Below are 22,074 nucleotides of genomic sequence, written 5' to 3'. Positions count from 1 at the left end.
AATCCAGTGGCAAGGGTATTTAGATTAACCATTATTGAATGGGTCATTCTCAAACCAATACGTCGTTAGTTTCTCCGAAAATACGGGTGTATGTTCAATAATAAAAGTGGCAATACTCGAACCATTAATATAATCCTGAACAAATGACACAGGTGCAAGTGCTAAAATATAAAGTGCAACAAAAATAAGTAAATAAACTTCTATAAAACCTAGAATAGCTCCTAGCCAACTATTGATAACATTCAACAATGGTAAATCCGCAACAAAGTCAAGCATTGTTGCTACTATTTGTAATATAATTTTTGTTACAAAGAATAATGCACCAAATGCAATCGCATTATAATACGCTGCTTCTAAAGGTAATGACTCTAAAAATACAGCCCATGAAGAATCAGACATTAATTCTGGATATGGTATCCATAACTCAAGTTTCGAAGCAACATCATCATAATATGTAGCTGCTACGATAAATGCAATAATAAATGCAGTTAGATGTAGTACTTGCAGAATAAAGCCTCTTCTCAGACCAACAAGTACCCCGATAATTAATAAAACAATCAATATAAAGTTCACCATGACAATATTATTCCTCTTTCTCCTCTAGTAATTTTTGCAATACCTCAAACTCTTCTTTCAGTTTAATATAATCATTCATTGTATTTACAGCTGTCAGCACAGCCAAGTTAGTGGAATCTAATGATTTATTCACAGCATGAATTTCACGCATTTTTTCATCTACTAAATTTGCTACAGCACGGATATGTTGAGGTTTTTCATTTCCTATTATATTATATGGTCTTCCATATATATCAACGGTAGTCCGTGTTTTTTCTGGCTGGGACACCATGATTCCCCCTTCTAGACAAATAACCTTAAAATTAATATTAACATGAAGCATCCAAATAGAAAACTATTCTGATAAAACCTATATCTGTTATACTTATAGAAAACTACTTAGAAACGTTGGACTTAGACTAAACCTAGATAGGAATCACGGCAATTTTCGAGCCTATGTTTAACTTACGGAGGTAGGAAAGCTCCAAGTTTTTTAGTACACAACTAACTAGCAAATTTATACTCTTATGTTTAAGAAAGGACGAAGCCTGTTGTCAAACATCGTATTACAATTTTCCAAAAATGACCTATCCAAAGTTAAAGATTACTACGAGAAATATATTACCAAAGTTCCGCCGAATAGTCTTTTCTTAGCTAAAATCAATAATACCACGGTTACTGCCTATAAAACCGGAAAAGTTATGTTTCAAGGTGATCAAGCTCAACAAGAAGCGAAGAAATGGGACGCAAAGGCAAAGGGAAATTCTTCTGGTAAGGGTTCTAAAGTTTCCGTTAATGATCATGATTATCAGCCGCCCGAAACTCTTTTTACACATGGACATATTGGTACGGACGAAGCGGGAACTGGTGATTATTTTGGCCCAATCACCGTTAGTGCAGTATATGTACCAGAAGATAAAATTTCAATGCTAAAAGAGATGGGCATTACCGATTCCAAAACATTAACAGACGATAACATTGCCCGACTTGCCAAAGAAATTGTCCGAGAGAACATTCCTTACACTTTGTTAACGTTAGACAATACGAAATATAATAAATTGCAGAAAAAAGGATGGAATCAAGGCAAAATGAAGGCCATGCTCCATCAGCATGCCATCCAAAAATTGTGGACAAAAATCGATCGGATCCCTATTCATGGTATCTTAATTGATCAATTTTGTCAGCCATCTTCATTCCTGAAACATATTGGCCAGGAAGGATTAAAATTAGAAAAAGATACTTTCTTTATGACCAAGGCTGAAAGCTATTCAACATCTGTTGCTGCTGCCTCGATCATTGCCCGTGCTAAGTTTGTGAAGGAGATGGACCGGATCTCCAGTCAATACGGCTTTACCATTCCGAAAGGAGCTTCAAGCAAGGTCGATGAAGCTGCTGCTTATATTATCAAGAAAAATGGACTCGAATCCTTATCACAAGTTGCGAAAACGCACTTTGCGAATACAGAAAAAGCGATGCGTTATCTAAAAAAATAACTAGGAAACTCTCTTTCAACAGTTTAACTATTTCCATTTATCAAAAGTTGGAATACTCGGCACAAACCACCTTATACCCAAATTTTTAATTCAAAAAAGATACGAACCAGTAAAAATGAAGTTTTTTACTTTTCCATTCTACTTATAGATGATTGCTATGTAACGCTCCGTCAAGATACTTCGCTTGGCGTAGTGTTCTGGAGCTATTCTTGCACTTCTCAAAGGGTTGAATGGAAGAAAGCAAAGTTAAGACACAGAAACTTCGCAGTTTATGTTTTTAGTGTGTAATTTGATTATCCATCATTTATTAGTTCAAAAATGAAAAGTCCATTTAATCACCGTTGGCAGATGCAAGGAACACCTAGATAAATTAAGATAAGACTGCAACTGATGAGAGTTGCAGCCTTTTTGTTTTAACCTCTTAATTCGGCTTGGTGTTCGTTTGATACTGCTTCTAAAATCGCTTGGTAAGATGCCTCTACTTCGTCGTCCGTTAGCGTTCTTTCCGGATCTTGATAGAATAAGCTAAAAGCTATCGATTTTTTACCTTCTGCTAAATGTTCACCTTGATAGACATCAAAAACTTGAATATCCTTAATTAATTCTCCACCAGCTTGTGCAATCGTTGCTTGAAGTGCTCCTGCTTGAACAGCTTCATCAACAACTAATGCAATATCTCTTGTTACACTTGGGTAACGTGGAATCTTAGCAAAACTTGGTTCGTTTTCATGAATTTTCAGGATATAATCAAAATTGATATCAAATACGAATGTCTCTTTTAGATCATAGTCTTTTTGCAATTGAGGATGGACCTGACCTGCAAAACCAATCGCACGGTCATTGATGAACAATTGTGCTGTTCTGCCTGGATGCATACCATCAACTTTCGCTTGGCTAAACGTAACATCAAGATTTAGTGATTCAAACAATGCTTCTAAAATCCCTTTTACAACAAAGAAATCTACTGTTTTTTTCTCCTGTTGCCACTGATGCGAAAGCCATTCACCTGTCAAAGCACCTGCTAAGCGCAACTGTTCGTCAGGTTGTTTTGTTACTATTTCCTCTTTAGAAATAAAGACACTACCTAATTCGTAATACGCCACATTTGCTTGCTTTCTTGCTAAGTTATATGCGACAGATGATAACATTTCTGGCAATATACTTAAACGTAACGTACTATGCTCTTCACTCATTGGCATTGCTAGTGAGACAGATGATACCATCTCCTCAGCTACTTCCGGACTAACTAGCTCAGTTGCTCGTTCCTTGCTAGTTAATGAATAAGTTACCGTTTCGGATAATCCAGTACCTTCTAACAGCCGTTTGACATGACGTTTAAGTTCTTGTTCTTTCGTTAGCCCTCCAGCTTGTGCACCACCACTTGGTAGGGTGAAAGGTAAGTTGTCATACCCATAAATACGAGCCACTTCTTCAACCATATCTTCAAAAATGACGATATCCTGACGGCGAGTCGGTGCATAAACAGTATATGTTTCGCCGTCTTGATCATAGTTAAAGTTTAATTTTCTTAAAATATCAGCTATTTCATCATTAGAAATAGTAGTACCTAATCGGTTATTAATGGTAGGTGTCCAGATCGTAACTTTTTTTTCAGCGTAATCTAACTGGTCATATTCCACTACCCCGTCTAATACTGTTGCTCCTGCATATTCCTGAAGCAATTGACAAGCACGTTCACCAGCTTTGCGAACACGATTTGGGTCTACGCCTTTTTCGAAACGATTGCTCGCTTCACTGCGTAAGTCAAATTCTTTCGATGCTTTTCGGACTGTTTGACCAGCGAAATAAGCAGCTTCTAATAAAACAGTAGTGGTTTGTTCAGAAACCTCAGAATCAGCACCACCCATTACACCTGCAAGGGCAACTGCTTCTTTTCCATTAGTAATTACTAAATGTTCACTAGACAATGTCCGTTCTTGATCGTCCAGTGTAACGAGCTTTTCCCCTTCATTTGCCATTCTGACAACTACTTCAGTTGATCCAAACTTATCAAAATCAAATGCGTGTAAAGGCTGACCATACTCTAATAACACATAGTTCGTGATATCTACCACATTATTAATCGGACGGATACCAGCTGCCGTTAGGTAATTTCGCATCCACAATGGCGATGGACCGATCTGTACATCTTTCACTAAAAAGGCACCATAATAAGGATTTTGTCCTGTAGCTTCTACTGTAACAGAAACTTGATCTGCTGCTTGTTCACCATTTGTATGATAATTCGTATGTGGCAGGCGAATGGGAACATCTAAAATTGCCGCTACTTCATAGGCAACACCTAGCATACTTAAGGCATCTGAACGGTTTGGTGTTAAACCAAGTTCCACAATAATGTCGTCTAAGTTCAATAGTTCCGTTACATCTGCACCTATTTCCGCATCTTCCGGAAATACGAAAATTCCACTAGCAAATTCTTTAGGTACGAATTTCTCTTCGACACCTAATTCCTGTAAGGAGCAAATCATTCCATTTGATTCTACACCGCGAAGTTTTGCCTTTTTAATTTTAAAATTACCTGGTAAAACAGCACCTGGTTTTGCTACTGCAACCTTTTGTCCTTTTGCGATATTCGGTGCACCACAAATAATTTGCAATGTTTCGTCACCGACATTAACCTGACATAAATTTAATTTATCTGCGTTTGGGTGTTTTTCACAGCTTTCCACATATCCTACGACAACATTGTTCGCCGGGCTTGCAAAGCGTTCTAATCCTTCTACTTCAATCCCTGATTTGGTAATACGCTCTGCCAAATCTTCTGGGGATAATTGATCGATATCTACATAATTTTTTAACCAATTTAATGATACATACATGTTTTTATTGCCTCCTCCTTACGCTTGATGATATTGCTTCAAGAATCTAATATCATTTGTGTAGAAATGACGAATGTCGTCTACACCAAATTTCAGCATAGCAATTCGTTCTGGTCCCATACCGAATGCGAAACCACTGTATACTTTTGGATCATAACCTGCCATTTCCAGCACACGCGGGTGCACCATTCCAGCACCAAGTATTTCGATCCATCCTGTTTTCTTACAAACGCTACATCCTTCTCCATGACATACCTTACAGGAAATGTCCATTTCAACGGATGGCTCTGTAAACGGGAAGAAGCTTGGACGTAAGCGAATTTCGCGATCTTCGCCAAACATTTGCTTTGCGAAACGATCTAATACCCCTTTTAAATCACTCATGCGGACATTTTTGTCTACATAAAGCCCTTCAATTTGAGTAAATTGATGTGAGTGTGTTGCGTCATCTGTATCACGGCGATACACTTTCCCAGGGCTAATCATTTTTACTGGACGTTTATCCTCTATTGCATTCATGGTTCTTGCCTGTGCTGGAGATGTATGGGTACGCAGCAAGATTTCTTCAGTAATATAGAAGGAGTCTTGCATATCACGTGCCGGATGTCCTTTAGGCAAGTTTAGTGCCTCAAAATTATAATAGTCTGTTTCAACTTCAGGACCTTCACGGACTTCGAATCCCATACCGATGAATAAATCTTCAATTTCTTCGACAATACTGGTTAGAAGGTGTGGACCGCCTGTTGGAACAGGTCGTCCTGGTAAAGTAACATCTATCGTTTCTTCAGCCAGTTGTTTTTCCAGCTCTGCTGCTTCGATGTTCGCCTTTTTGTTGTCGATAGCTTCAGCAATATTTCCTCGAACTTTGTTGGCTAATTCACCGATGACAGGGCGTTCTTCTTTTGATAATTTTCCCATTCCTCTTAATACTTCTGTTATCGGGCCTTTTTTACCTAAATAGGCAACTCTTACGTTTTGTAAATCTTTAAGTGAAGATGCTTCTTCTACTTTTTGTAGTGCTTCATTTTCCAATTCTTGTAGTTGTTCTTTCATTTTTGAACCTCCTTTTTATTCTGAAAAATGGCTATACTTACCGCCGTAAAAATAAAAAAGTCCCGCCCCTATAGAAAAAGGGACGAGACTGTATGTATCGCGGTACCACCCTTGTTGATACAGATTATACTATATCCACTCAAGTTAAAAGATAACGGCATAAACCGGAACACCTTTACTCACTAACGCAAGGTCTAAGTGTCAGCTCCAGAGTGAAATTTCAATCTGTGATCGTTAGAAGCATTTCCAGTCTGTGATGCTTCTTCCCTTGAAACGATTTTCACACATTTACTAGCTCTTTCAACGCTTTTATAAATGTATTTACTTCATATAGTATAAGCAAGCATTGCAAATGATGCAAGTCCAACTGTTCATTTTTTTGCTACTTCATACATAAGTATAGCAGCAGCAATGCTAACATTTAATGATTCTGCCTGCCCATATATCGGAATTTTAACATTTCGTGTTGCTTTTTCCATAAGTTCCGAGTCTACGCCTGCACCTTCATTTCCCATGATGATAGCAAGATTGTTAGGCACTTCCAATTCATGATAATAAGTTGCATTCTCTAACCCTGTTGACCATACTTCTATACCTTCCTGTTGTAAACGATCAATTTCATCATGTAAATTCGCTTCATAAACATGAAGGTGAAACATTGATCCTTGGGTAGAGCGAATGACTTTATCATTAAATAAGTCGACAGTTCCTGTTCCTAATATCACTGTATCAAATCCTGCTGCATCTGCAGTTCGAATCATCGTCCCTAAATTCCCGGGATCTTGGACGCGATCTACCAGTAATGCTCGTTGACTCTGTTTTTCACTGCACTTTTTTTTGTGGACAACAGCCAATATACCTTGTGGTGTCTTTGTATCCGTAAGAGCTGCCATCACATTATCTGCCACTTCATATGAAGGATAATGAAGCCAGTCAGCACTTACCTCTACTCCTGTTTGAAAAATAATTTCTATTATTTCCCAATCACTTTTGTGTGCTTCTTCCATTAAATGAAAGCCTTCGATCATAAACTTTGATTGTATATCTCGTTCTTTTTTCTTTTTTAATTTTCGCCAATTCTTTACTTTTTCATTCTTAACAGATGTTAGCATATGACTCATTCCTCTTTTTTGATGTTTCTATCATACATATTTTTCTCTATTCAGGTCAAACTATATTAAGAAAAGCGCAGAGCGCACGCTTAGAAACGTAGCGACAAGATCGAAGCAACTGAGATAAAAGAATCACGGTAAGTAGTACGCTTAGGGAAGTCGCCTAGTTTCAGGTACTCGGAGTTAGACATCTCCGTTAAAAATGTAAAAGATGGGGTGATAATATGGATTTAAATTTAAGAAAAGCAATCATGTCCAACGTGTCTGGTAATTCTGCTAATGATTTAGAAGCAACTATTGTCGATGCCATTCAGAGTGGCGAAGAGAAAATGCTTCCTGGTCTTGGTGTTTTATTTGAACTATATTGGCAACAAGCAGATGAATCGGAAAAAACAGAAGTGCTCGACGCTTTAGAACAAGCTGTTAATAAACAATGAGCCAAAAGGACTTGACTTTGTTCAAGTCCTTTCCCTTTTTAAACATGATATTGCTTTTTGATGTGATAAATTGTATATTTATTATAGATATATTCTACTAAAAAGGGAGCGCGTTTCATTGAACGTACAATCAATTTATCATTTAATGCAAATGCAGGCGATGTCTACTTTAACAAGCACCTCCAATTCGAATAATACGAGCACTGATTTTAGCCAATTATTTCAATCCTTAATCGGAAATTCATCTTATACAAATAGATCTAGCAGTAACGAAATTCCTGCTGAATACTTTTTGAGTAATCCTGGATTGGCTCAATCGATAAGATCACAGATAACTAACAACCCGGCTACTAATAGTTCAAATACAGCAATTAATCCTGATATAACTACTATTATTGAACAAGCTGCAACGGAATATAATATAGATCCTAAATTAATTGATGCGGTAATCCAAACAGAATCAGATTACAATCAACAAGCTGTCAGCAATGCCGGAGCTCAAGGATTAATGCAGTTGATGCCTGATACAGCAAAAGGATTAGGTGTTCAGAACCCATTTGATCCAGTTGATAATATTTTTGGCGGAGCAAAATATTTAAAACAAATGTTGGACCGATACGATGGAAATAAAACATTAGCATTAGCTGCTTATAACGCAGGTCCTGGAAATGTTGATAAATACAAGGATGTTCCTCCATTTACAGAAACACAATCCTACGTCCAAAAAGTACTCGGCAAATACCTAGCGTAGCACATTAAGCTGAAAGTATCGTATAACAAAACCATTTCCGTATTTCCGGAAATGGTTTTTCTATTGATTACGTATATTTCTAATTCTTGTATTATAAATGTTGGTTGCAGCATTTGGAAGAGTAAATCCGTAAAATCGGGATTCGTGCTCTCTTTTGCTCTTTGAATCCCTTTTAAGTCCATATAATCGGGATTCGCTCTCTTTTTTGCTCCTTGAATCCCTTTTAAATCCGTATAATCGGGATTCATGCTCTCTTTTGTTCCTTGAATCCCTTTTAAGTCCATATAATCGGGATTCGCTCTCTTTTTTGCTCCTTGAATCCCTTTTAAATCCGTATAATCGGGATTCATGCTCTCTTTTGTTCCTTGAATCCCTTTTAAATCCATATAATCGGGATTCGTGCTCTCCATTCACTTGGCGAATCACTTAAAAAATGCAAAATTTGACTTGCTTTAACAAGTGGCGTGTTGGAACGTCTTTTATCACTTAACAATCATCAGAGAAATAAAGCGCAAATCTTTTAAGAAAAGCGGATAACGCCTGCATAGAAATCTCCGTTTATGTATTCTTACCCTCTTTATAAAAAGACCACACATACCAGCTATGGCACTAATACGTGTGGTCTTTCTTTTATCAACTCATATTACTATAATCTCTTACGAAAATGTGATGTTGTCGACCGTATCTTTATCCAATTTTTTAATTACTTTAACAATTAGTTGCACAGCATTCTCGAAATCATCTTGATGTAAAATCGCGGCATGTGTGTGTATATACCTTGTAGCAATGGTAATTGATAATGCTGGTACTCCGTTTGCAGTTAAATGAATGGCACCTGAATCAGTACCTCCACCTGCCAAATGTGCGTATTGGTACGGGATTTGATGCTGATCTGCAGTGTCGATAACAAAATCTCTTAATCCTTTATGGGATACCATAGACGCGTCGTACAGGATTATTTGTGGGCCATCCCCAATTTTACTGTCTGCTTCTTTATCTGATACTCCAGGTGTATCTCCCGCAATGCCAACATCCACTGCAAAACCAATATCTGGTTCAATCGCATGTGCAGATGTTTTAGCACCTCGTAATCCAACTTCTTCTTGTACTGTTGCAACGCCATATACTCGGTTAGGGTGATCTTCTCCTTTTAATCTGCGTAATACTTCTATCGCAATTGCACAACCGATTCGATTATCCCATGCTTTAGCTAATAATAATTTTTCATTTTTCAATGGTGTAAATTCGAAGTATGGTACAACCGAATCACCAGGTTTCACTCCAAATTCAGCCGCTTCTTCTTTACTTGAAGCACCAATATCAATAAACATATCTTTGATGTCTACAGGTTTTTTGCGAGCTTCAGCAGATAAGATATGAGGTGGTTTTGAACCAATTACACCTGTAACATCTCCATTTCTGCTCAAAATTGTTACACGTTGTGCTAGCATTACTTGGCTCCACCAACCACCAACTGTTTGAAAATAGACAAAACCTTTATCATCTATACGCGTTACCATAAAACCAACTTCATCTAAGTGGCCAGCGACCATGATTTTCGGACCTTTTTCATCCCCGCTCTTCTCTGCAATTAAACTTCCAAGGTTATCGGTATACACTTTGTCTGCATATGGTGAAATCCATTTTTTCATTACTTCACGAGCTTCTTTTTCATCACCTGGAATCGAACGTGCATCTGTTAACTCTTTTAACATGGTTAATTGTTCATAGTTTGACATTTTATTTTCCTCCTAGAATTAATAACCTTGATTTTGTCGGTCAAAGTTAATTTTATTTTTATCTACATAGGCTTTTTTTATATCATTTGCTGTAAAGCCTAATTTTTCACCTAATTTTAAATATGTATCAAATACTTGTTTATATGCTTCAACCGTTTGTTTTTCCTTTAAATCAGTAATCGAGTGGAAGACCTCATGAAATAATGCTGTTAAGTCTTTTTCATCAGTGTGACTATCAGACTGATATTGATCTAGTCCTAATTCCAATCCTAAGGATAAAATAAAGTGAATACCATCCACATACTCTTCTGCAATAACTGACTTTTCACTAGCTGGCTTCACACTCCAGTACTTGAAGCATCTTGTTTCATTTGCTAATTCTCCTACTTCTACTAATAATGCTAATACCTTTTTATCAAAAACATTTTCGTTTTTCAAATCATGTTGTGCTAAAATATAGTTATCTAATTCTCGTTGCATATCAAAAAGTGTTTGCCAATTCATATTATTCTCCCTTTAGTTTTTGGATTTATTCTCATATTATAGCATGTTTGATTTATTTTTTTGAAACCAAAGCATCGCCAGATTCGTAAGCATACTTAGAAGTCTTGTATATTAGGAGTTGATGTCTGTGATCGTTATTCTTTTTCGTTTTTTAGTTGTTATTGCTATGATTGTATTAATATATACTGCTTATAAATATATCGTCAATCCAAAAAGGAAGCTTGAAGTAGCTCAGGAAAAAAGTGAATTTTATTTCCTTGATTACAATGATAATATTAAGAAAAACTTTTTCATTACGTATAAAGGGTTTATATTTGAAGGAGAAAAGTATTTGGGTACCACAGAAGATGCCTTTGAGGTTATTAACATAGTGATGCATACAAGAAACCCGGAGAAATTGAAAGGGTTTGAGCGCAAGGATATATACTTCTTAGAAGAAGAAATATTGATTCGTTATCCTCACGCTGAAATTGAATGGAAATATCCAATCAATAAACTACATTTAAAATAATTCAGGCTGTTTTTTGCTGGAAAAAGGTTTGCCACTTAATAATTACCTTTTTCCTTCTCACAAAATACGCAAGGATTAAAACCATTACTACAAGTGGAACCGCATAATAGATAGATATTTCTTGAATGGTTTTACCTAAAGTAGTATAAAAACAGGCTACAGGTATAACAGTAAAAAAAGTTGTCCGTAAGTAAGACGAAAAACTTACGGATTTTTTATATATACAAAAAGACATAAGATGGAAGTGGATAAAAGGCAGCATCCTTAATAACATAATTTGAATGGTATTTAACGATAATTCATTACCTAATAGCTTTTCTTCCAATCGTTTACAGCGCTTTTCTAGGGCAGGTAACAAATGAATGATCAGATAGAACAAAACGCTCGAAATCATTAAACCAATAATGGAATATACGGTACCAGCTAATAAGCCAAACACAACCCCTCCTGTAATACACAATAGTAATACTGGGATAAAAAACAGAGGGCGGAGTATATGTACCATTATAAATACCATAGGGGCAACAAATGCATAGCTTTCCATTACTTTAATTTGGCTAAGCATTTCAATTGGCATCATTCATCAGCTCCTTCTTTTTAATAATATGACAAGAGACGAGCCTTTATGACAGGAACTATTTGTAATAGATAATGATCAATACACATTGAATGATTGCAATAACAGGTAACCCTATGACAAAAAGTGTATGTTTTGTTTTATGTCGAAATACATGCATCCCGATCGTAGCTCCAAGAGCACCGCCAATGATGGCAAATAGCCAGATACGTCCTTCAGGTATACGCCATTTCTTCTTTCTTGCTTTTCTTTTATCTATCCACATTGTAAATAACGAAATAATATTCATAATTGCTACGTATATTAACATTAGTTTCACAACCTTAACGAGTTTGTAGTTGTTGATATAATCTATCTATTTCTGCTTCTGTATCTCGGTTAAAAATAATCGTACCTTTCTCTGTTTCTATAACAAGATAAGGATTGGCATCACCTGATATAAACAGTGTAACGGTTTCTGAATATCCTTCCATACGGAATTCACCTTTTAATCGATTAGTCATTGCAAAACCATTTGTTTTTGCAATCACCTCTGGAAGCTGGTTAATTTTCTCTACCTGATTAATATCTTGAAATGGAATCTCTTCCCCATACATCCCGGAGATCACCAAATAGCCATCTTCGACAGTAATATCATTTTCAGTAAATCCAGATATAGATAAGCCTGTTATAAGAATCAAAGTAACTGGAGCAACAATACCGATGATCCAGTAATTTTTCTTTCGTTTATGCGGGACTTCATACCGCTGTATCCAGATAATACCAGCAAACAGTATAATCATAAACAAAGTTAAACTAATTTCGAAACCATAAGGAACAGAAAATAATCCTAGTACAAATGATATTGCTAATAAATAAAAAGTATAGGTAAGTAACTTGCCCATTGCATTGATGTAGCCATTTTGTTCTAAATACTCTTGTTCTTCTTTTGGACGATTTGAAAAGCCAGAAATCAAGTAGTTATGTTTTTTCTTTACAATGAAAAATGTAATTCCACCATAAATAATTAATGTCCATCCCATTATAATGACAAAAATGATGAGACCTGTATCCAATTTTACCCCCTCCTTTTCATTTTTACGTTTTCAATGATCAAAGGTTTCGAAATATAAAAAAACGGATAGCTCTAATCAGAACTATCCGTTATATATTACGATCTTATTTTAATGCAGATTTTGCTTGGTCTGCTAATTGTGCAAATGCTTTTTCATCACTTACAGCTAAGTCAGCTAGCATTTTACGGTTTACTTCAACACCAGCAAGTTTCAAACCGTGCATGAAACGGCTGTAAGAAAGATCATTCATACGTGCCGCAGCATTGATACGAGAAATCCAAAGTTTACGAAAATCACGTTTTTTCTGACGACGGTCACGGTATGCATATTGACCTGATTTCATTACTTGTTGTTTTGCAGTTTTAAACAATGAATGTTTTGAACCATAATAACCTTTAGCTAACTTTAATATACGTTTACGACGTTTACGTGTGACTGTTCCACCTTTAACACGTGCCATAATAATTCCCTCCTATAAATCAACGAATCTTTTCTGTTATTTGAAATCAATTTAGTGCCTTATTTAGGCAACATTTGTTTAATGCGTTTGTAGTCTCCAGCTGATACTAGACCTGCTTTACGTAGTTTGCGTTTTTGTTTTTGAGACTTGTTTGCAAATAAGTGACTTGTATATGCGTGGGAACGTTTTACCTTCCCAGAACCTGTCTTTTTCATTCTTTTAGCAGTTCCGCTATGTGACTTCATTTTTGGCATTATTACTTCCTCCTTGAAACTAAATCTATTTAACTTATCGCTTTCTAGCGAGTTATTTCTTTTCGTTTACAGGTGCAAGCATCAGGAACATACTACGACCTTCCATTTTCGGTTTTTGCTCAACAGTTGAAAGATCTTGACATTCTTCTGCCATACGTTCTAATACTTTTTGACCTAATTCTTTATGGGTAATCGCACGTCCACGGAAGCGAATAGAGACTTTTACTTTGTCTCCTTTGGTTAAGAATTTACGCGCATTACGAAGCTTCGTATTGAAATCATGTTCTTCAATACCAGGGCTTAAACGAACTTCTTTCACGTTAATTACTTTTTGTTTTTTACGTGCTTCTCTTTCTTTCTTTTGTTGCTCAAAACGGAATTTACCGTAGTCCATGATACGACATACTGGTGGTTTTGCTTTTGGCGCCACCAATACTAAATCAAGGTTTCTTGTTTGAGCAATGTCCAACGCTTCTTGACGAGTTTTAACTCCTAATTGATCCCCATTTGAATCAATGAGACGCACCTCACGCGCTCGAATACTCTCATTGACGTTCATATCTTTGCTAATAATCAGCCACCTCCGAAATTTAATAAAAGCGTAATGAAACATGATCATTTTAACTAGACAAGTCTAAAAATTTCATAAAAAAAAATGTCGGTACACATACTGCACCCACACATCCTGAATTTCATTACAAAAAGTCGGATTTTATACCTGTCAACTACACATCCTGCGTCAATCAGGTGAGAAGCGGGTGCTTCTACTTGTCTCTTGTGATCATATTAAATTCACTTCTAATATAATAACATCCGACTTGCAGATTGTCAACATCTTTATTACTACAACTCTGCGAGGTTACTTTTATACTTAATCAACATAATCCCTTTTAACGAATTTAAACATAACTCTATGTATGCCAAAATTTTTATGGTTACTTTGTCCATTCTTGCAAGTAGTAAAACCCCTCTATAATAAAATAGAGGGGAGCCATTTTATTTTTTTCGTAATGTTCTGTGTTGTATTTCGTCTACAACCCTTTGCTTAAATGTATCAAGGCCTACTGTTTCTGAATCTTTTTCGCCATATCGACGGACATTAACCGCATTTCCTTCTACTTCTTTATCTCCTACAATTAAAGCAAACGGAATTTTGGCAGTTTGTGCTTCACGAATTTTATAGCCGATTTTTTCGTCACGTTCATCTACTTCGACACGAACACCAGCGAAACGTAATTCTTCTTCGACCTTTTTCGCATAATCATAATGTGCCTCTGCAGATACTGGAATAATTCTTGCTTGAGTTGGAGCTAACCAAGTTGGGAATGCCCCTTTGTACTCTTCAATTAAGAAGGCAACAAACCGTTCCATTGTTGATACAACCCCACGGTGAATAACCACTGGACGATGTTCTTTACCATCTTCACCAATATAAGTGAGGTCAAATCGTTCAGGTAAGTGGAAATCTAATTGTACAGTAGATAATGTCTCATCCTTACCTAAAGCTGTCTTTACTTGTACATCCAGTTTCGGTCCGTAGAAAGCTGCTTCTCCGTCTGCTTCTACATATTCCAATTTCATTTCTTCCATTGTTTCTTTTAACAGAGATTGTGCTTTCTCCCACATTTCATCATTATCAATATACTTTTCTGTATCTTCTGGATCACGATACGATAAACGGAAGTAGTAATCATCAATTCCGAAATCTTTGTATACATTTTGCACTAATTCTACCACTCGAATAAATTCATCTTTCAATTGATCCGGACGAGCAAAAATGTGTGCATCATTTAAAGTCATGGCACGTACACGTTGAAGACCTGCTAATGCTCCAGACATTTCGTGACGATGCATTGTTCCAAGTTCTGCAATACGAACTGGTAAATTACGATAACTATGAAGCTCATTCTTGTATACCATCATATGATGTGGGCAGTTCATGGGACGTAAAATCAGTTCTTCATTATCCATCTCCATCGGTGGAAAAATGTCATCTTGATAATGATCCCAGTGACCACTTGTTTGATATAATTCTTTACTCCCCAGAACTGGTGTATATACATGGTTATAACCAAGACGCTCTTCAAGGTCGACAATATAACGTTCAATTGTACGACGAATAGTTGCTCCGTTTGGTAACCATAATGGTAACCCTTGCCCAACTTTTTGGGAAACCGTGAAGATACCTAATTCTTTACCTAATTTACGATGGTCACGCTCTTTCGCTTCTTCACGTAAGCGTAGATATTCATCTAACTGGCCTTGTTTCTCAAATGCAGTTCCATAAATACGTTGCAACATTTTGTTATTACTATCTCCACGCCAATATGCGCCAGAAATACTTAACAACTTAAAGATTTTGATTTTGCTTGTTTGCGGAACATGAACACCACGACAAAGGTCAAAGAATTCACCTTGCTCATAGATAGTTACTGTTTCGTCTTCAGGAATAGCATCCAACAACTCCAGTTTTAAGTCATCACCGATTTCTTCATAGATCGCTTTTGCTTCGTTACGACTTACTTCTTTGCGGACCACTTCTAAGTTTTCATCCACAATTCGTTTCATTTCTTTTTCAATTCGTGGTAGATCTTCCGGTGTAATTGTTTCTTCCATATCAATATCATAATAGAAGCCACCATCAATAGTAGGACCAACACCTAACTTTACATTGTCATAAAGGCGTTTGATCGCCTGGGCCATGAGGTGTGCAGTAGAGTGTCGTAAAATTTCTAGACCTTCGTCATTCTTTACCGTTATGATTTCGATAGCACCATCTCTTTCAAGAGGTGTACGCAAATCATAAAACGTATCATCTAATTTAATAGCTAATGCTTGCTTCTTTAATCCAGGTGAAATGGAAGATGCAATTTCCTCACCAGTTGTCCCTTTATCAAAAGGTTTAACTGTTCCGTCTGGAAAAGTAATATGAATCTTGCTCATGTGACATACTCTCCTTTTTATTTATTCTCGATGTTACTTTTGACAACCGTTATTGTCATCATTTTAGGCAAATAAAAAACGCCCATCCCCCTACTAAAAAGTAAAGGGACGAGCGTTATACCCGTGGTTCCACCCAATTTTCTACACGTCTAATGTAGCTCATTGAAAAGTCGATAACGATGACAAAACGCTACTAATTACTTACTAAGAGTGTTCCTTAGTAGAGCTCAGAGGTGGTAATAGAATGTGGTCATACAGGAAACTTCCAGCCAAGGCTTCCCTCTCTAATAATATGCCTTACACTCTATCATGTCCTCTTCAACGCAAGTTTTATTATTATGCGCCTTATTATAACGATTGTCAGCGAAAAAATCAAGATTCTTTTTCATCAACATGATAAAGTAAGAGGTTTTGTTACCCCTTCTGATGATTAGCGAAATTTATCAGGGGCATGGTATCCGTTTTCGCCCCTATGATTTACTTGAAACTTGCGTGATAAAAAGGAAAGTAATCAGTCGGATAAAAAGAACATCTTTCTTGAAAAATAGTCATAATTGTATGAGTCCTTGATTCTGTTTGATCCTCACCATACATGTGAATATGGTTTGGTGCCAACATAATAAGCGGTGATATATCCCATTCTTCTTGTTCTAAACCGAAAATAAATAATGGAAAACGTGATTTAACTTGTTGTAAATCTTCTATTGTGTAGAGTTCCCCATTATCCCTAAAAATCTGGAATCTTTCCCCTTGCAAAACATGAACAACTTCTTCTTCAGGTGATTTGCGCCTGACAAATTCTCTAATGGAATGAATAAAATCTTGATATTCTTCTTCTCTTTTAAATTCATCTATTGCCAGACCGACCATTTCCGTTAATTGGTCGATATAGTGATGTAACCTGAAGTGAACAATGGAATCAAATCGGATAAAAGATGCGTCTATTTGCATGGAAAAAATCGTCGTTAATGTGTCACGCAATTCATGTTGATGAATTCGATCCTCATATACAGATTCATCTTTTTCAAGTAAAGATCTGGCAATAGCTGTTATTCTTTCGATCTCCTCTTCACTTGAAAAATAATACTTTTTCATAAGTATATGTTGAATCATAGGTAGTTCTCGACACTGAATAAATACCATACTTAACAATGGAGCAAGCTGGTTCTTCCTTTCGCCCCAATTCAAGTCTTCCAACAAATGGAGCTGCACTAGATTTTTCTTGGTTCGTTTGCGTGTTGCTTTCCATTGGTCAACTTGTTTTGCTAATTGATAAAACACCTCAGCTTCATTGTCTTGCTCAAAATATACTTCTAACACATATCATCACCCTCACCACCATCGAACTGGTATATTATATGGGTGATAATGAAAAAAAATAACCTCTGTCCAAGGATTAGACAGAAGTCATGGTTATTCATTCGTTCGGTAACGTTTCGTTAATTCGACTGGTTTACTTAACTGGGTCATCCGCTCGATTATTCTTCCAGCTTTTATCGTTTCTACATCCCCTCTATTGGACGTCGATAAATGATCTTCTAATTGTTCTAAATTATAATTGGAAGTAAAGAATATAGGTAATTCTTCCATCATCCGATATTGTAGAATAGCGCCAAGCACTTCGTCTCGGAACCATGGAGATATCGACTCAGCACCAATATCATCAAACATTAAAACCTGTACCTTTTTAAAGCTTTCAATCTTGGACTGAAAACTGTCATTTCCAATGGAAGCCTTTATCTCTCTTACAAACTCTGGCATGTATATGATGTTTGACTGAATATATTGTTTTTTGAGTTCATTCGCAATAACTCCAAGTATATAAGATTTCCCCGTTCCAAAAGGTCCATGAATATATAAACCTCGATGGAATTCCCCTTTGGAGAAATTTTGTACAAACTCGATTATCTCTCTAACTACTTCTTTACGCTCATAGGAGTCACGATCCATATTTGCTAAGTCAGCTTCTTTAATCTGTTTAGGTATATATAAACTACGAACCAATGATTCCTTTTCGAGCTGAGCTTCTTCATGGACTTTATTTTTACATTTCTCATATCGTAAAGAAATATCTTTCCCATCAATATCCAAATGCGGCGTATAGCCTTTTAATATATTTTTACAGCCGTCTAGATTAGGACAATCAGAACAATTTTTTGATGCTTGTTGGTATTCATAAAGCTTCATTAAATTACGATTAATATCCTTTTCATCTATTTCGACATGCTCGCTTAACTTTTGTTTAATTTCTGGGTCATTGATAACCTTATTCCGTTGCTGGGTAAAATTATCTTTTATTTTTTTATTATCGTTCATCCATTTTTTCATGGCTGATTGAATTGGTTCCATAATTATCACCCTATTCTTCATTCGCTTGCTGTTTTAAATATTGCGCAAGCATTTCATCCGCTTCTTTAGCAAGTCGTTCTTTTTCTTCTGATGATGCTTCTCTTTTTGTTTGCTGTTTTGTTTGTTGTTTCTGTTTTTTATACCAGTCTGGAACAATATCTTTCTTTGTATTCTTAGAAAGGTAGCGCTGATTATTTTTTGAATTTGTTGTCCATTGTTGATATTTCTTATTTTCAGACTTCGCAAGCGTCATAGCTTGTCTCACTGTTTTGACATTTTTTCGAGCCCAGTGACTGGCGATTTTCTCTAAATAACTTTTTGACAGTTTCATATCTGTTTTTAATAAAACATAATGAATCAATACGTTCATAACACCAGGATTTAAGCTTTGATTGGTCATCACTTCACTTACAACTTTTAAATCCTGTTGTGATGCTTGATTTCCGTCTGCTAGGTCTTCCAATAATTGTCGTGGAGATATGTGTTCCAGCATCTCAATAAATTGCTCTTCTTTTGATTTCGTTGTTGTTTTCGATGATTTCTCAGGCAATTTTTGTTTATCAGAAGCAACTTGAATAGACACCTGCTTATTAGTTCCACTAATCAAATCCATACATGCATTTTTAAACTCTTCTGTTTGTAGTTGATTTTCATCATTGATCGACCAAATCAATGCTTTTTCAATATCTTGATTATGCAAGTCATAGGCTACGTACATCTGATTAATTAACTTTCTTGCTGCCGGTGTTAAGATAGATTGGACCGGTAACATCCGTTGTTTTAATATTTGCTCTAACCATTCAAAATCAACTTTTTCCTGAATTGGGACTTCCACAGAATACTCTTCCGCCTGTAGTTGCGATGTATTCGGTTGTAGATCAATAAGTTGAAACACTTCTTCAAAGCGAGCAGTCGTTTCTTTTTCTTCTTTCTTTTCACTATCTTGTTTGACAAAAGCCTGTTTTACTTTTTTATACTTGTCGCTTCCTATTTGATGATATAACAAGTGACTTAAAAAATCATTTTCAAAGAAACGACCTGGTGATTGTGGTGGATGTAACAGGTAATGATAAGCCTTATGTTGTTCATCCTCCTGTTCAAAAGTTTGCAACAAACCAATTGCTTCAAGCTTTCTTCTCGCTCTGTAGATGCGATCCAATGGTAAACCAATATAATTCATCAACATATGATGGGTTTGATAACCGGAAGAGAATGTCGATTCAGTATACAGTGTTTGGTAAAGGGATAACGCATCAATACCGATAAGAGGTTGATACAGATGTGTTAATGCATTAGTATAGGAAAGTGGTAGTTCTTGAGACATTTCGACTATATATAATTCTGATGGTAGTATTTTTCCAATGTCGCCGAGTTCCATATACATAGCCCCTTCCTATCCATTACTCGTTCTTATCATTGTTATCATGACGGATTAAATCTTTCAATTCATCTAAGAACACACTAATATCTTTGAATTGCCGATAAACAGAAGCAAATCTTACATACGCTACTTCATCAACATCTGCCAATCGATCCATTACCATTTCACCAATTTCATCACTTTTGACTTCTGACGTCCCTCGATTTCGTAATTCTCTTTCAATTTCCACTGCGATATTTTCTAATTGTTCAAGAGCAACCGGACGTTTTTCACATGCACGAATTAAGCCGCGCATCAACTTATCACGACTATACTCTTCTCTTGTACCCTCTTTTTTAACTACAATTAACGGGACTTCTTCAAGACGCTCAAAAGTAGTAAAACGGAAATTACAAGATTCACATTCTCTTCTACGTCGAATTGAACGGCCTTCTTCAATTGGTCTTGAGTCTAAAACCTTTGTATTTTTATAGTTACAATGTGGACATCGCAATCTCAATCATCCTTCATTACATTTATTCTGTCGTGCCTATAAAGTCTAGTTCTTTTTTTATCTTATCATAAAGTTTAGGAATTAATTTATGGCTGTACCCAAAATCAAACGGTACCGCTGATTCCGTTGTAGCAGAAATATCAATTGCCGTACGATAAGGTCTTACCATAATAATGGTCATAATAACAAACACTTTTCTACCTGCTTTATAATTAAAGCTAATTTCCCCATGATCCTTGGAGACACCTACGATTTGACATTCTTTCATACTACTGAAAAGTGGTTCTAATTTATCAAATGCTTTATCTTTTGTTGTTTTAAAATAGTGTGTTTTTAGTGCAGGATCCCAGTGCTTGTCCCTTGTTTCAGAATGATTATTGAAATTCTTATTTAACGTGTTACGAAATGACATAAACTTACACCTCATTATGTATTTTTGTTTACTTTTAATTGTAACATGTTTTTAAAAAGAAAACGATTAATCTTCATTAGAATCAACCAATTACATAATAAATAGAATCATAGTTATATAACTACTTCCAAAGCTTCACAAAAATATCTACCCCCTACCATTCCTGTTCTTATAGGGAGCTTATACAAACTGCGAAGAACGGCTTCCTTCTATCTTAGTTTTTGATGATTGCAAACATACGCTACGGCAAGATACTTCGCTTTCCACGGGCACGGCCTCAGCCGGGGAACTACTTGAATAAACTTCTTTGCTCCCTTGCACTGAGAAAGCCTACGAAGCGTTACTAGAAGACGCAGGTGTATCACGGGGTCTTCGGACACGTGCTACTCCTGTAGGAATCTGCGTATCTTGACTCCATTCTGCGTAGTGTTCTGATTTTTGAAAGAGGTACTACACGGGAATAGGTTTACGAGTATTTCCACTTAAAAAGATAGAATAACGTTATTAGCGTAGTATTCTGCCGGAGCGTATGGTCTCCACTCAACAAAATGTAATGTGGAAGGAAGTAAAACCACATAAAATTATTTCGCAGTTTATGTTTTTGTACATCATTCTTTAAAAGTAAAAACCCGTTTCATTGGTTCTCGAAACGGGTTCACACGGTTTCATCTTACTTTATTGTACTTTTATATTTTTAATTTGAACAGCACCCATACCTCTAGGCACTTCCATTTTTTCTGTCGATTTGGCTTCTAATTGCTCTTCAATATATGCAACCGCAACGTTAGGATCAATAATATCACCACATGTGTAGACATCAATACTTGCGTAACCATGTTCCGGAAAACTGTGAATCGTTAAATGGGACTCAGAAATAATGACAACTCCACTTACGCCAAATGGTGCAAATTTGTGAAACGCAACTTCTCTCACCTCAGCACCTGCTTTAAGAGCGGCATTAACAAATGTCTTTTCGAGACGATCCATATCATTTAACATATCAATATTGCATTCCCATAATTCCGCTAATACATGTCTTCCCATTGTATCCATACATAACTCCCCCTTTTCCACAAATTCTTTCGAATAATAATGCCTGATATGCCACGGGGGAAAGTTAGTCCAAAGAGGTCCTAACCCTTTAAGCATTCATTC

The 22,074-nt window shown here is 36.3% G+C and carries 25 protein-coding genes and 3 other annotated features; of the genes, 4 read left to right on the top strand and 21 right to left on the bottom strand.

Annotated features, from left to right (window positions below):
• Positions 1–24 precede the first annotated feature (24 nt).
• Both ACTWP4_RS17325 and zapA read right to left on the bottom strand, forming a co-directional pair.
• Positions 25–576 (bottom strand): CvpA family protein, encoded by a 552-nt coding sequence (locus tag ACTWP4_RS17325; protein WP_443130045.1) that lies wholly within the window; start codon positions 574–576, stop codon positions 25–27.
• 7 nt (positions 577–583) lie between these two features.
• The gene (gene zapA / locus ACTWP4_RS17320; RefSeq protein WP_443130044.1) at positions 584–844 is read right to left on the bottom strand and encodes a cell division protein ZapA; all 261 of its coding nucleotides are present in this window, start codon (positions 842–844) and stop codon (positions 584–586) included.
• 262 nt (positions 845–1,106) lie between these two features.
• Here zapA and rnhC point away from each other — a divergent pair, with 262 nt between their 5' ends.
• Positions 1,107–2,048 (top strand): ribonuclease HIII, encoded by a 942-nt coding sequence (rnhC, locus tag ACTWP4_RS17315; RefSeq protein ID WP_443130043.1) that lies wholly within the window; start codon positions 1,107–1,109, stop codon positions 2,046–2,048.
• A gap of 413 nt (positions 2,049–2,461) precedes the next feature.
• Here the strand turns inward: rnhC and pheT are convergent, their stop codons facing one another.
• From pheT to ACTWP4_RS17300, 3 genes are all read right to left on the bottom strand, one after another.
• Positions 2,462–4,888, bottom strand: a complete 2,427-nt coding sequence (gene pheT / locus ACTWP4_RS17310) for a phenylalanine--tRNA ligase subunit beta (protein ID WP_443130042.1) — start codon at positions 4,886–4,888, stop codon at positions 2,462–2,464.
• Positions 4,889–4,906: 18 nt separating this feature from the next.
• Positions 4,907–5,941, bottom strand: coding sequence for a phenylalanine--tRNA ligase subunit alpha (gene pheS, locus ACTWP4_RS17305; protein WP_443130041.1), 1,035 nt, complete (start codon positions 5,939–5,941; stop codon positions 4,907–4,909).
• A gap of 75 nt (positions 5,942–6,016) precedes the next feature.
• Positions 6,017–6,254: a binding site (T-box leader), on the bottom strand.
• A 58-nt stretch (positions 6,255–6,312) separates the two neighbouring features.
• The gene (locus tag ACTWP4_RS17300) at positions 6,313–7,053 is read right to left on the bottom strand and encodes a TrmH family RNA methyltransferase (protein WP_443130040.1); all 741 of its coding nucleotides are present in this window, start codon (positions 7,051–7,053) and stop codon (positions 6,313–6,315) included.
• A gap of 224 nt (positions 7,054–7,277) precedes the next feature.
• Here ACTWP4_RS17300 and sspI point away from each other — a divergent pair, with 224 nt between their 5' ends.
• The gene (sspI, locus tag ACTWP4_RS17295; protein WP_443130039.1) at positions 7,278–7,490 is read left to right on the top strand and encodes a small acid-soluble spore protein SspI; all 213 of its coding nucleotides are present in this window, start codon (positions 7,278–7,280) and stop codon (positions 7,488–7,490) included.
• Between the two features lie 118 nt (positions 7,491–7,608).
• Entirely contained in the window at positions 7,609–8,241 is a 633-nt protein-coding gene (locus ACTWP4_RS17290; RefSeq protein WP_443130038.1) for a lytic transglycosylase domain-containing protein, read from the top strand.
• Here ACTWP4_RS17290 and ACTWP4_RS17285 read toward each other — a convergent pair.
• The 3 genes from ACTWP4_RS17285 to ACTWP4_RS17275 all read right to left on the bottom strand — a co-directional run bounded on the left by ACTWP4_RS17285 (position 8,205) and on the right by ACTWP4_RS17275 (position 10,484).
• Complete coding sequence (locus ACTWP4_RS17285; protein WP_443130037.1) at positions 8,205–8,651, bottom strand: hypothetical protein; 447 nt, start codon at positions 8,649–8,651, stop codon at positions 8,205–8,207. The genes ACTWP4_RS17290 and ACTWP4_RS17285 overlap by 37 nt on opposite strands.
• Before the next feature lie 246 nt (positions 8,652–8,897).
• Complete coding sequence (locus tag ACTWP4_RS17280) at positions 8,898–9,980, bottom strand: M42 family metallopeptidase (RefSeq protein ID WP_443130036.1); 1,083 nt, start codon at positions 9,978–9,980, stop codon at positions 8,898–8,900.
• An 18-nt stretch (positions 9,981–9,998) separates the two neighbouring features.
• On the bottom strand, positions 9,999–10,484 hold the full coding sequence (locus ACTWP4_RS17275) for a dUTP diphosphatase (RefSeq protein ID WP_443130035.1): 486 nt from the start codon (positions 10,482–10,484) through the stop codon (positions 9,999–10,001).
• Positions 10,485–10,611: 127 nt separating this feature from the next.
• Between ACTWP4_RS17275 and ACTWP4_RS17270 the strand changes: the two genes are divergently transcribed.
• Positions 10,612–10,995 carry a sigma-w pathway protein ysdB gene (locus ACTWP4_RS17270; protein WP_443130034.1) on the top strand — a complete coding sequence of 128 codons (384 nt, stop codon included), beginning with the start codon at positions 10,612–10,614 and terminating at the stop codon, positions 10,993–10,995.
• A 1-nt stretch (position 10,996) separates the two neighbouring features.
• Here ACTWP4_RS17270 and ACTWP4_RS17265 read toward each other — a convergent pair whose 3' ends face one another.
• The 13 genes from ACTWP4_RS17265 to speD all read right to left on the bottom strand — a co-directional run bounded on the left by ACTWP4_RS17265 (position 10,997) and on the right by speD (position 21,972).
• A complete protein-coding gene (locus ACTWP4_RS17265; RefSeq protein ID WP_443130033.1) occupies positions 10,997–11,575 on the bottom strand; it encodes a TVP38/TMEM64 family protein in 579 nt (192 codons plus the stop codon).
• A 55-nt stretch (positions 11,576–11,630) separates the two neighbouring features.
• A complete protein-coding gene (locus tag ACTWP4_RS17260) occupies positions 11,631–11,882 on the bottom strand; it encodes a DUF1294 domain-containing protein (protein ID WP_443130032.1) in 252 nt (83 codons plus the stop codon).
• A gap of 13 nt (positions 11,883–11,895) precedes the next feature.
• Positions 11,896–12,627 carry a DUF3784 domain-containing protein gene (locus ACTWP4_RS17255; protein WP_443130031.1) on the bottom strand — a complete coding sequence of 244 codons (732 nt, stop codon included), beginning with the start codon at positions 12,625–12,627 and terminating at the stop codon, positions 11,896–11,898.
• 103 nt (positions 12,628–12,730) lie between these two features.
• Complete coding sequence (gene rplT, locus ACTWP4_RS17250; protein WP_443130030.1) at positions 12,731–13,087, bottom strand: 50S ribosomal protein L20; 357 nt, start codon at positions 13,085–13,087, stop codon at positions 12,731–12,733.
• A 59-nt stretch (positions 13,088–13,146) separates the two neighbouring features.
• A complete protein-coding gene (gene rpmI / locus ACTWP4_RS17245) occupies positions 13,147–13,341 on the bottom strand; it encodes a 50S ribosomal protein L35 (protein ID WP_443130029.1) in 195 nt (64 codons plus the stop codon).
• A gap of 52 nt (positions 13,342–13,393) precedes the next feature.
• On the bottom strand, positions 13,394–13,900 hold the full coding sequence (gene infC, locus ACTWP4_RS17240; RefSeq protein WP_443130028.1) for a translation initiation factor IF-3: 507 nt from the start codon (positions 13,898–13,900) through the stop codon (positions 13,394–13,396).
• An 84-nt stretch (positions 13,901–13,984) separates the two neighbouring features.
• Positions 13,985–14,117: a sequence feature (ribosomal protein L20 leader region), on the bottom strand.
• Between the two features lie 220 nt (positions 14,118–14,337).
• Complete coding sequence (gene thrS, locus ACTWP4_RS17235) at positions 14,338–16,284, bottom strand: threonine--tRNA ligase (protein WP_443130027.1); 1,947 nt, start codon at positions 16,282–16,284, stop codon at positions 14,338–14,340.
• A 101-nt stretch (positions 16,285–16,385) separates the two neighbouring features.
• Positions 16,386–16,615: a binding site (T-box leader), on the bottom strand.
• Positions 16,616–16,761: 146 nt separating this feature from the next.
• Positions 16,762–17,604, bottom strand: coding sequence for a putative sporulation protein YtxC (locus tag ACTWP4_RS17230; protein ID WP_443130026.1), 843 nt, complete (start codon positions 17,602–17,604; stop codon positions 16,762–16,764).
• A gap of 93 nt (positions 17,605–17,697) precedes the next feature.
• Positions 17,698–18,633 (bottom strand): primosomal protein DnaI, encoded by a 936-nt coding sequence (gene dnaI, locus ACTWP4_RS17225; protein WP_443130025.1) that lies wholly within the window; start codon positions 18,631–18,633, stop codon positions 17,698–17,700.
• A 10-nt stretch (positions 18,634–18,643) separates the two neighbouring features.
• Positions 18,644–20,011, bottom strand: a complete 1,368-nt coding sequence (locus tag ACTWP4_RS17220) for a replication initiation and membrane attachment family protein (protein ID WP_443130024.1) — start codon at positions 20,009–20,011, stop codon at positions 18,644–18,646.
• A gap of 22 nt (positions 20,012–20,033) precedes the next feature.
• A complete protein-coding gene (gene nrdR, locus ACTWP4_RS17215; protein WP_443130023.1) occupies positions 20,034–20,507 on the bottom strand; it encodes a transcriptional regulator NrdR in 474 nt (157 codons plus the stop codon).
• A 22-nt stretch (positions 20,508–20,529) separates the two neighbouring features.
• The gene (locus ACTWP4_RS17210; RefSeq protein ID WP_443130022.1) at positions 20,530–20,919 is read right to left on the bottom strand and encodes a cytosolic protein; all 390 of its coding nucleotides are present in this window, start codon (positions 20,917–20,919) and stop codon (positions 20,530–20,532) included.
• Between the two features lie 675 nt (positions 20,920–21,594).
• Positions 21,595–21,972 carry an adenosylmethionine decarboxylase gene (gene speD, locus ACTWP4_RS17205; protein ID WP_443130021.1) on the bottom strand — a complete coding sequence of 126 codons (378 nt, stop codon included), beginning with the start codon at positions 21,970–21,972 and terminating at the stop codon, positions 21,595–21,597.
• Between the last annotated feature and the right edge of the window lie 102 nt (positions 21,973–22,074).

This window comes from Gracilibacillus sp. D59 (assembly GCF_052246695.1).
Taxonomy (GTDB): Bacteria; Bacillota; Bacilli; order Bacillales; family Amphibacillaceae; genus Gracilibacillus.
The sequence above is the reverse complement of the archived record's forward strand: the minus strand, read 5'-3'. Positions and strand labels throughout refer to the sequence as shown.

Excerpts from the sequence above, each read along its gene's own strand:
- ACTWP4_RS17325 (WP_443130045.1), bottom strand. The coding sequence starts at position 576 with ATGGTGAACTTTATATTGATTGTTTTATTAATTATCGGGGTACTTGTT.
- pheT (WP_443130042.1), bottom strand. The coding sequence starts at position 4,888 with ATGTATGTATCATTAAATTGGTTAAAAAATTATGTAGATATCGATCAA.
- pheS (WP_443130041.1), bottom strand. The coding sequence starts at position 5,941 with ATGAAAGAACAACTACAAGAATTGGAAAATGAAGCACTACAAAAAGTA.
- ACTWP4_RS17300 (WP_443130040.1), bottom strand. The coding sequence starts at position 7,053 with ATGCTAACATCTGTTAAGAATGAAAAAGTAAAGAATTGGCGAAAATTA.
- sspI (WP_443130039.1), top strand. The coding sequence starts at position 7,278 with ATGGATTTAAATTTAAGAAAAGCAATCATGTCCAACGTGTCTGGTAAT.
- ACTWP4_RS17285 (WP_443130037.1), bottom strand. The coding sequence starts at position 8,651 with ATGGAGAGCACGAATCCCGATTATATGGATTTAAAAGGGATTCAAGGA.
- ACTWP4_RS17280 (WP_443130036.1), bottom strand. The coding sequence starts at position 9,980 with ATGTCAAACTATGAACAATTAACCATGTTAAAAGAGTTAACAGATGCA.
- ACTWP4_RS17275 (WP_443130035.1), bottom strand. The coding sequence starts at position 10,484 with ATGAATTGGCAAACACTTTTTGATATGCAACGAGAATTAGATAACTAT.
- ACTWP4_RS17265 (WP_443130033.1), bottom strand. The coding sequence starts at position 11,575 with ATGATGCCAATTGAAATGCTTAGCCAAATTAAAGTAATGGAAAGCTAT.
- ACTWP4_RS17260 (WP_443130032.1), bottom strand. The coding sequence starts at position 11,882 with ATGTTAATATACGTAGCAATTATGAATATTATTTCGTTATTTACAATG.
- rplT (WP_443130030.1), bottom strand. The coding sequence starts at position 13,087 with ATGGCACGTGTTAAAGGTGGAACAGTCACACGTAAACGTCGTAAACGT.
- rpmI (WP_443130029.1), bottom strand. The coding sequence starts at position 13,341 with ATGCCAAAAATGAAGTCACATAGCGGAACTGCTAAAAGAATGAAAAAG.
- infC (WP_443130028.1), bottom strand. The coding sequence starts at position 13,900 with ATGAACGTCAATGAGAGTATTCGAGCGCGTGAGGTGCGTCTCATTGAT.
- thrS (WP_443130027.1), bottom strand. The coding sequence starts at position 16,284 with ATGAGCAAGATTCATATTACTTTTCCAGACGGAACAGTTAAACCTTTT.
- dnaI (WP_443130025.1), bottom strand. The coding sequence starts at position 18,633 with ATGGAACCAATTCAATCAGCCATGAAAAAATGGATGAACGATAATAAA.
- ACTWP4_RS17220 (WP_443130024.1), bottom strand. The coding sequence starts at position 20,011 with ATGGAACTCGGCGACATTGGAAAAATACTACCATCAGAATTATATATA.
- ACTWP4_RS17210 (WP_443130022.1), bottom strand. The coding sequence starts at position 20,919 with ATGTCATTTCGTAACACGTTAAATAAGAATTTCAATAATCATTCTGAA.
- speD (WP_443130021.1), bottom strand. The coding sequence starts at position 21,972 with ATGGATACAATGGGAAGACATGTATTAGCGGAATTATGGGAATGCAAT.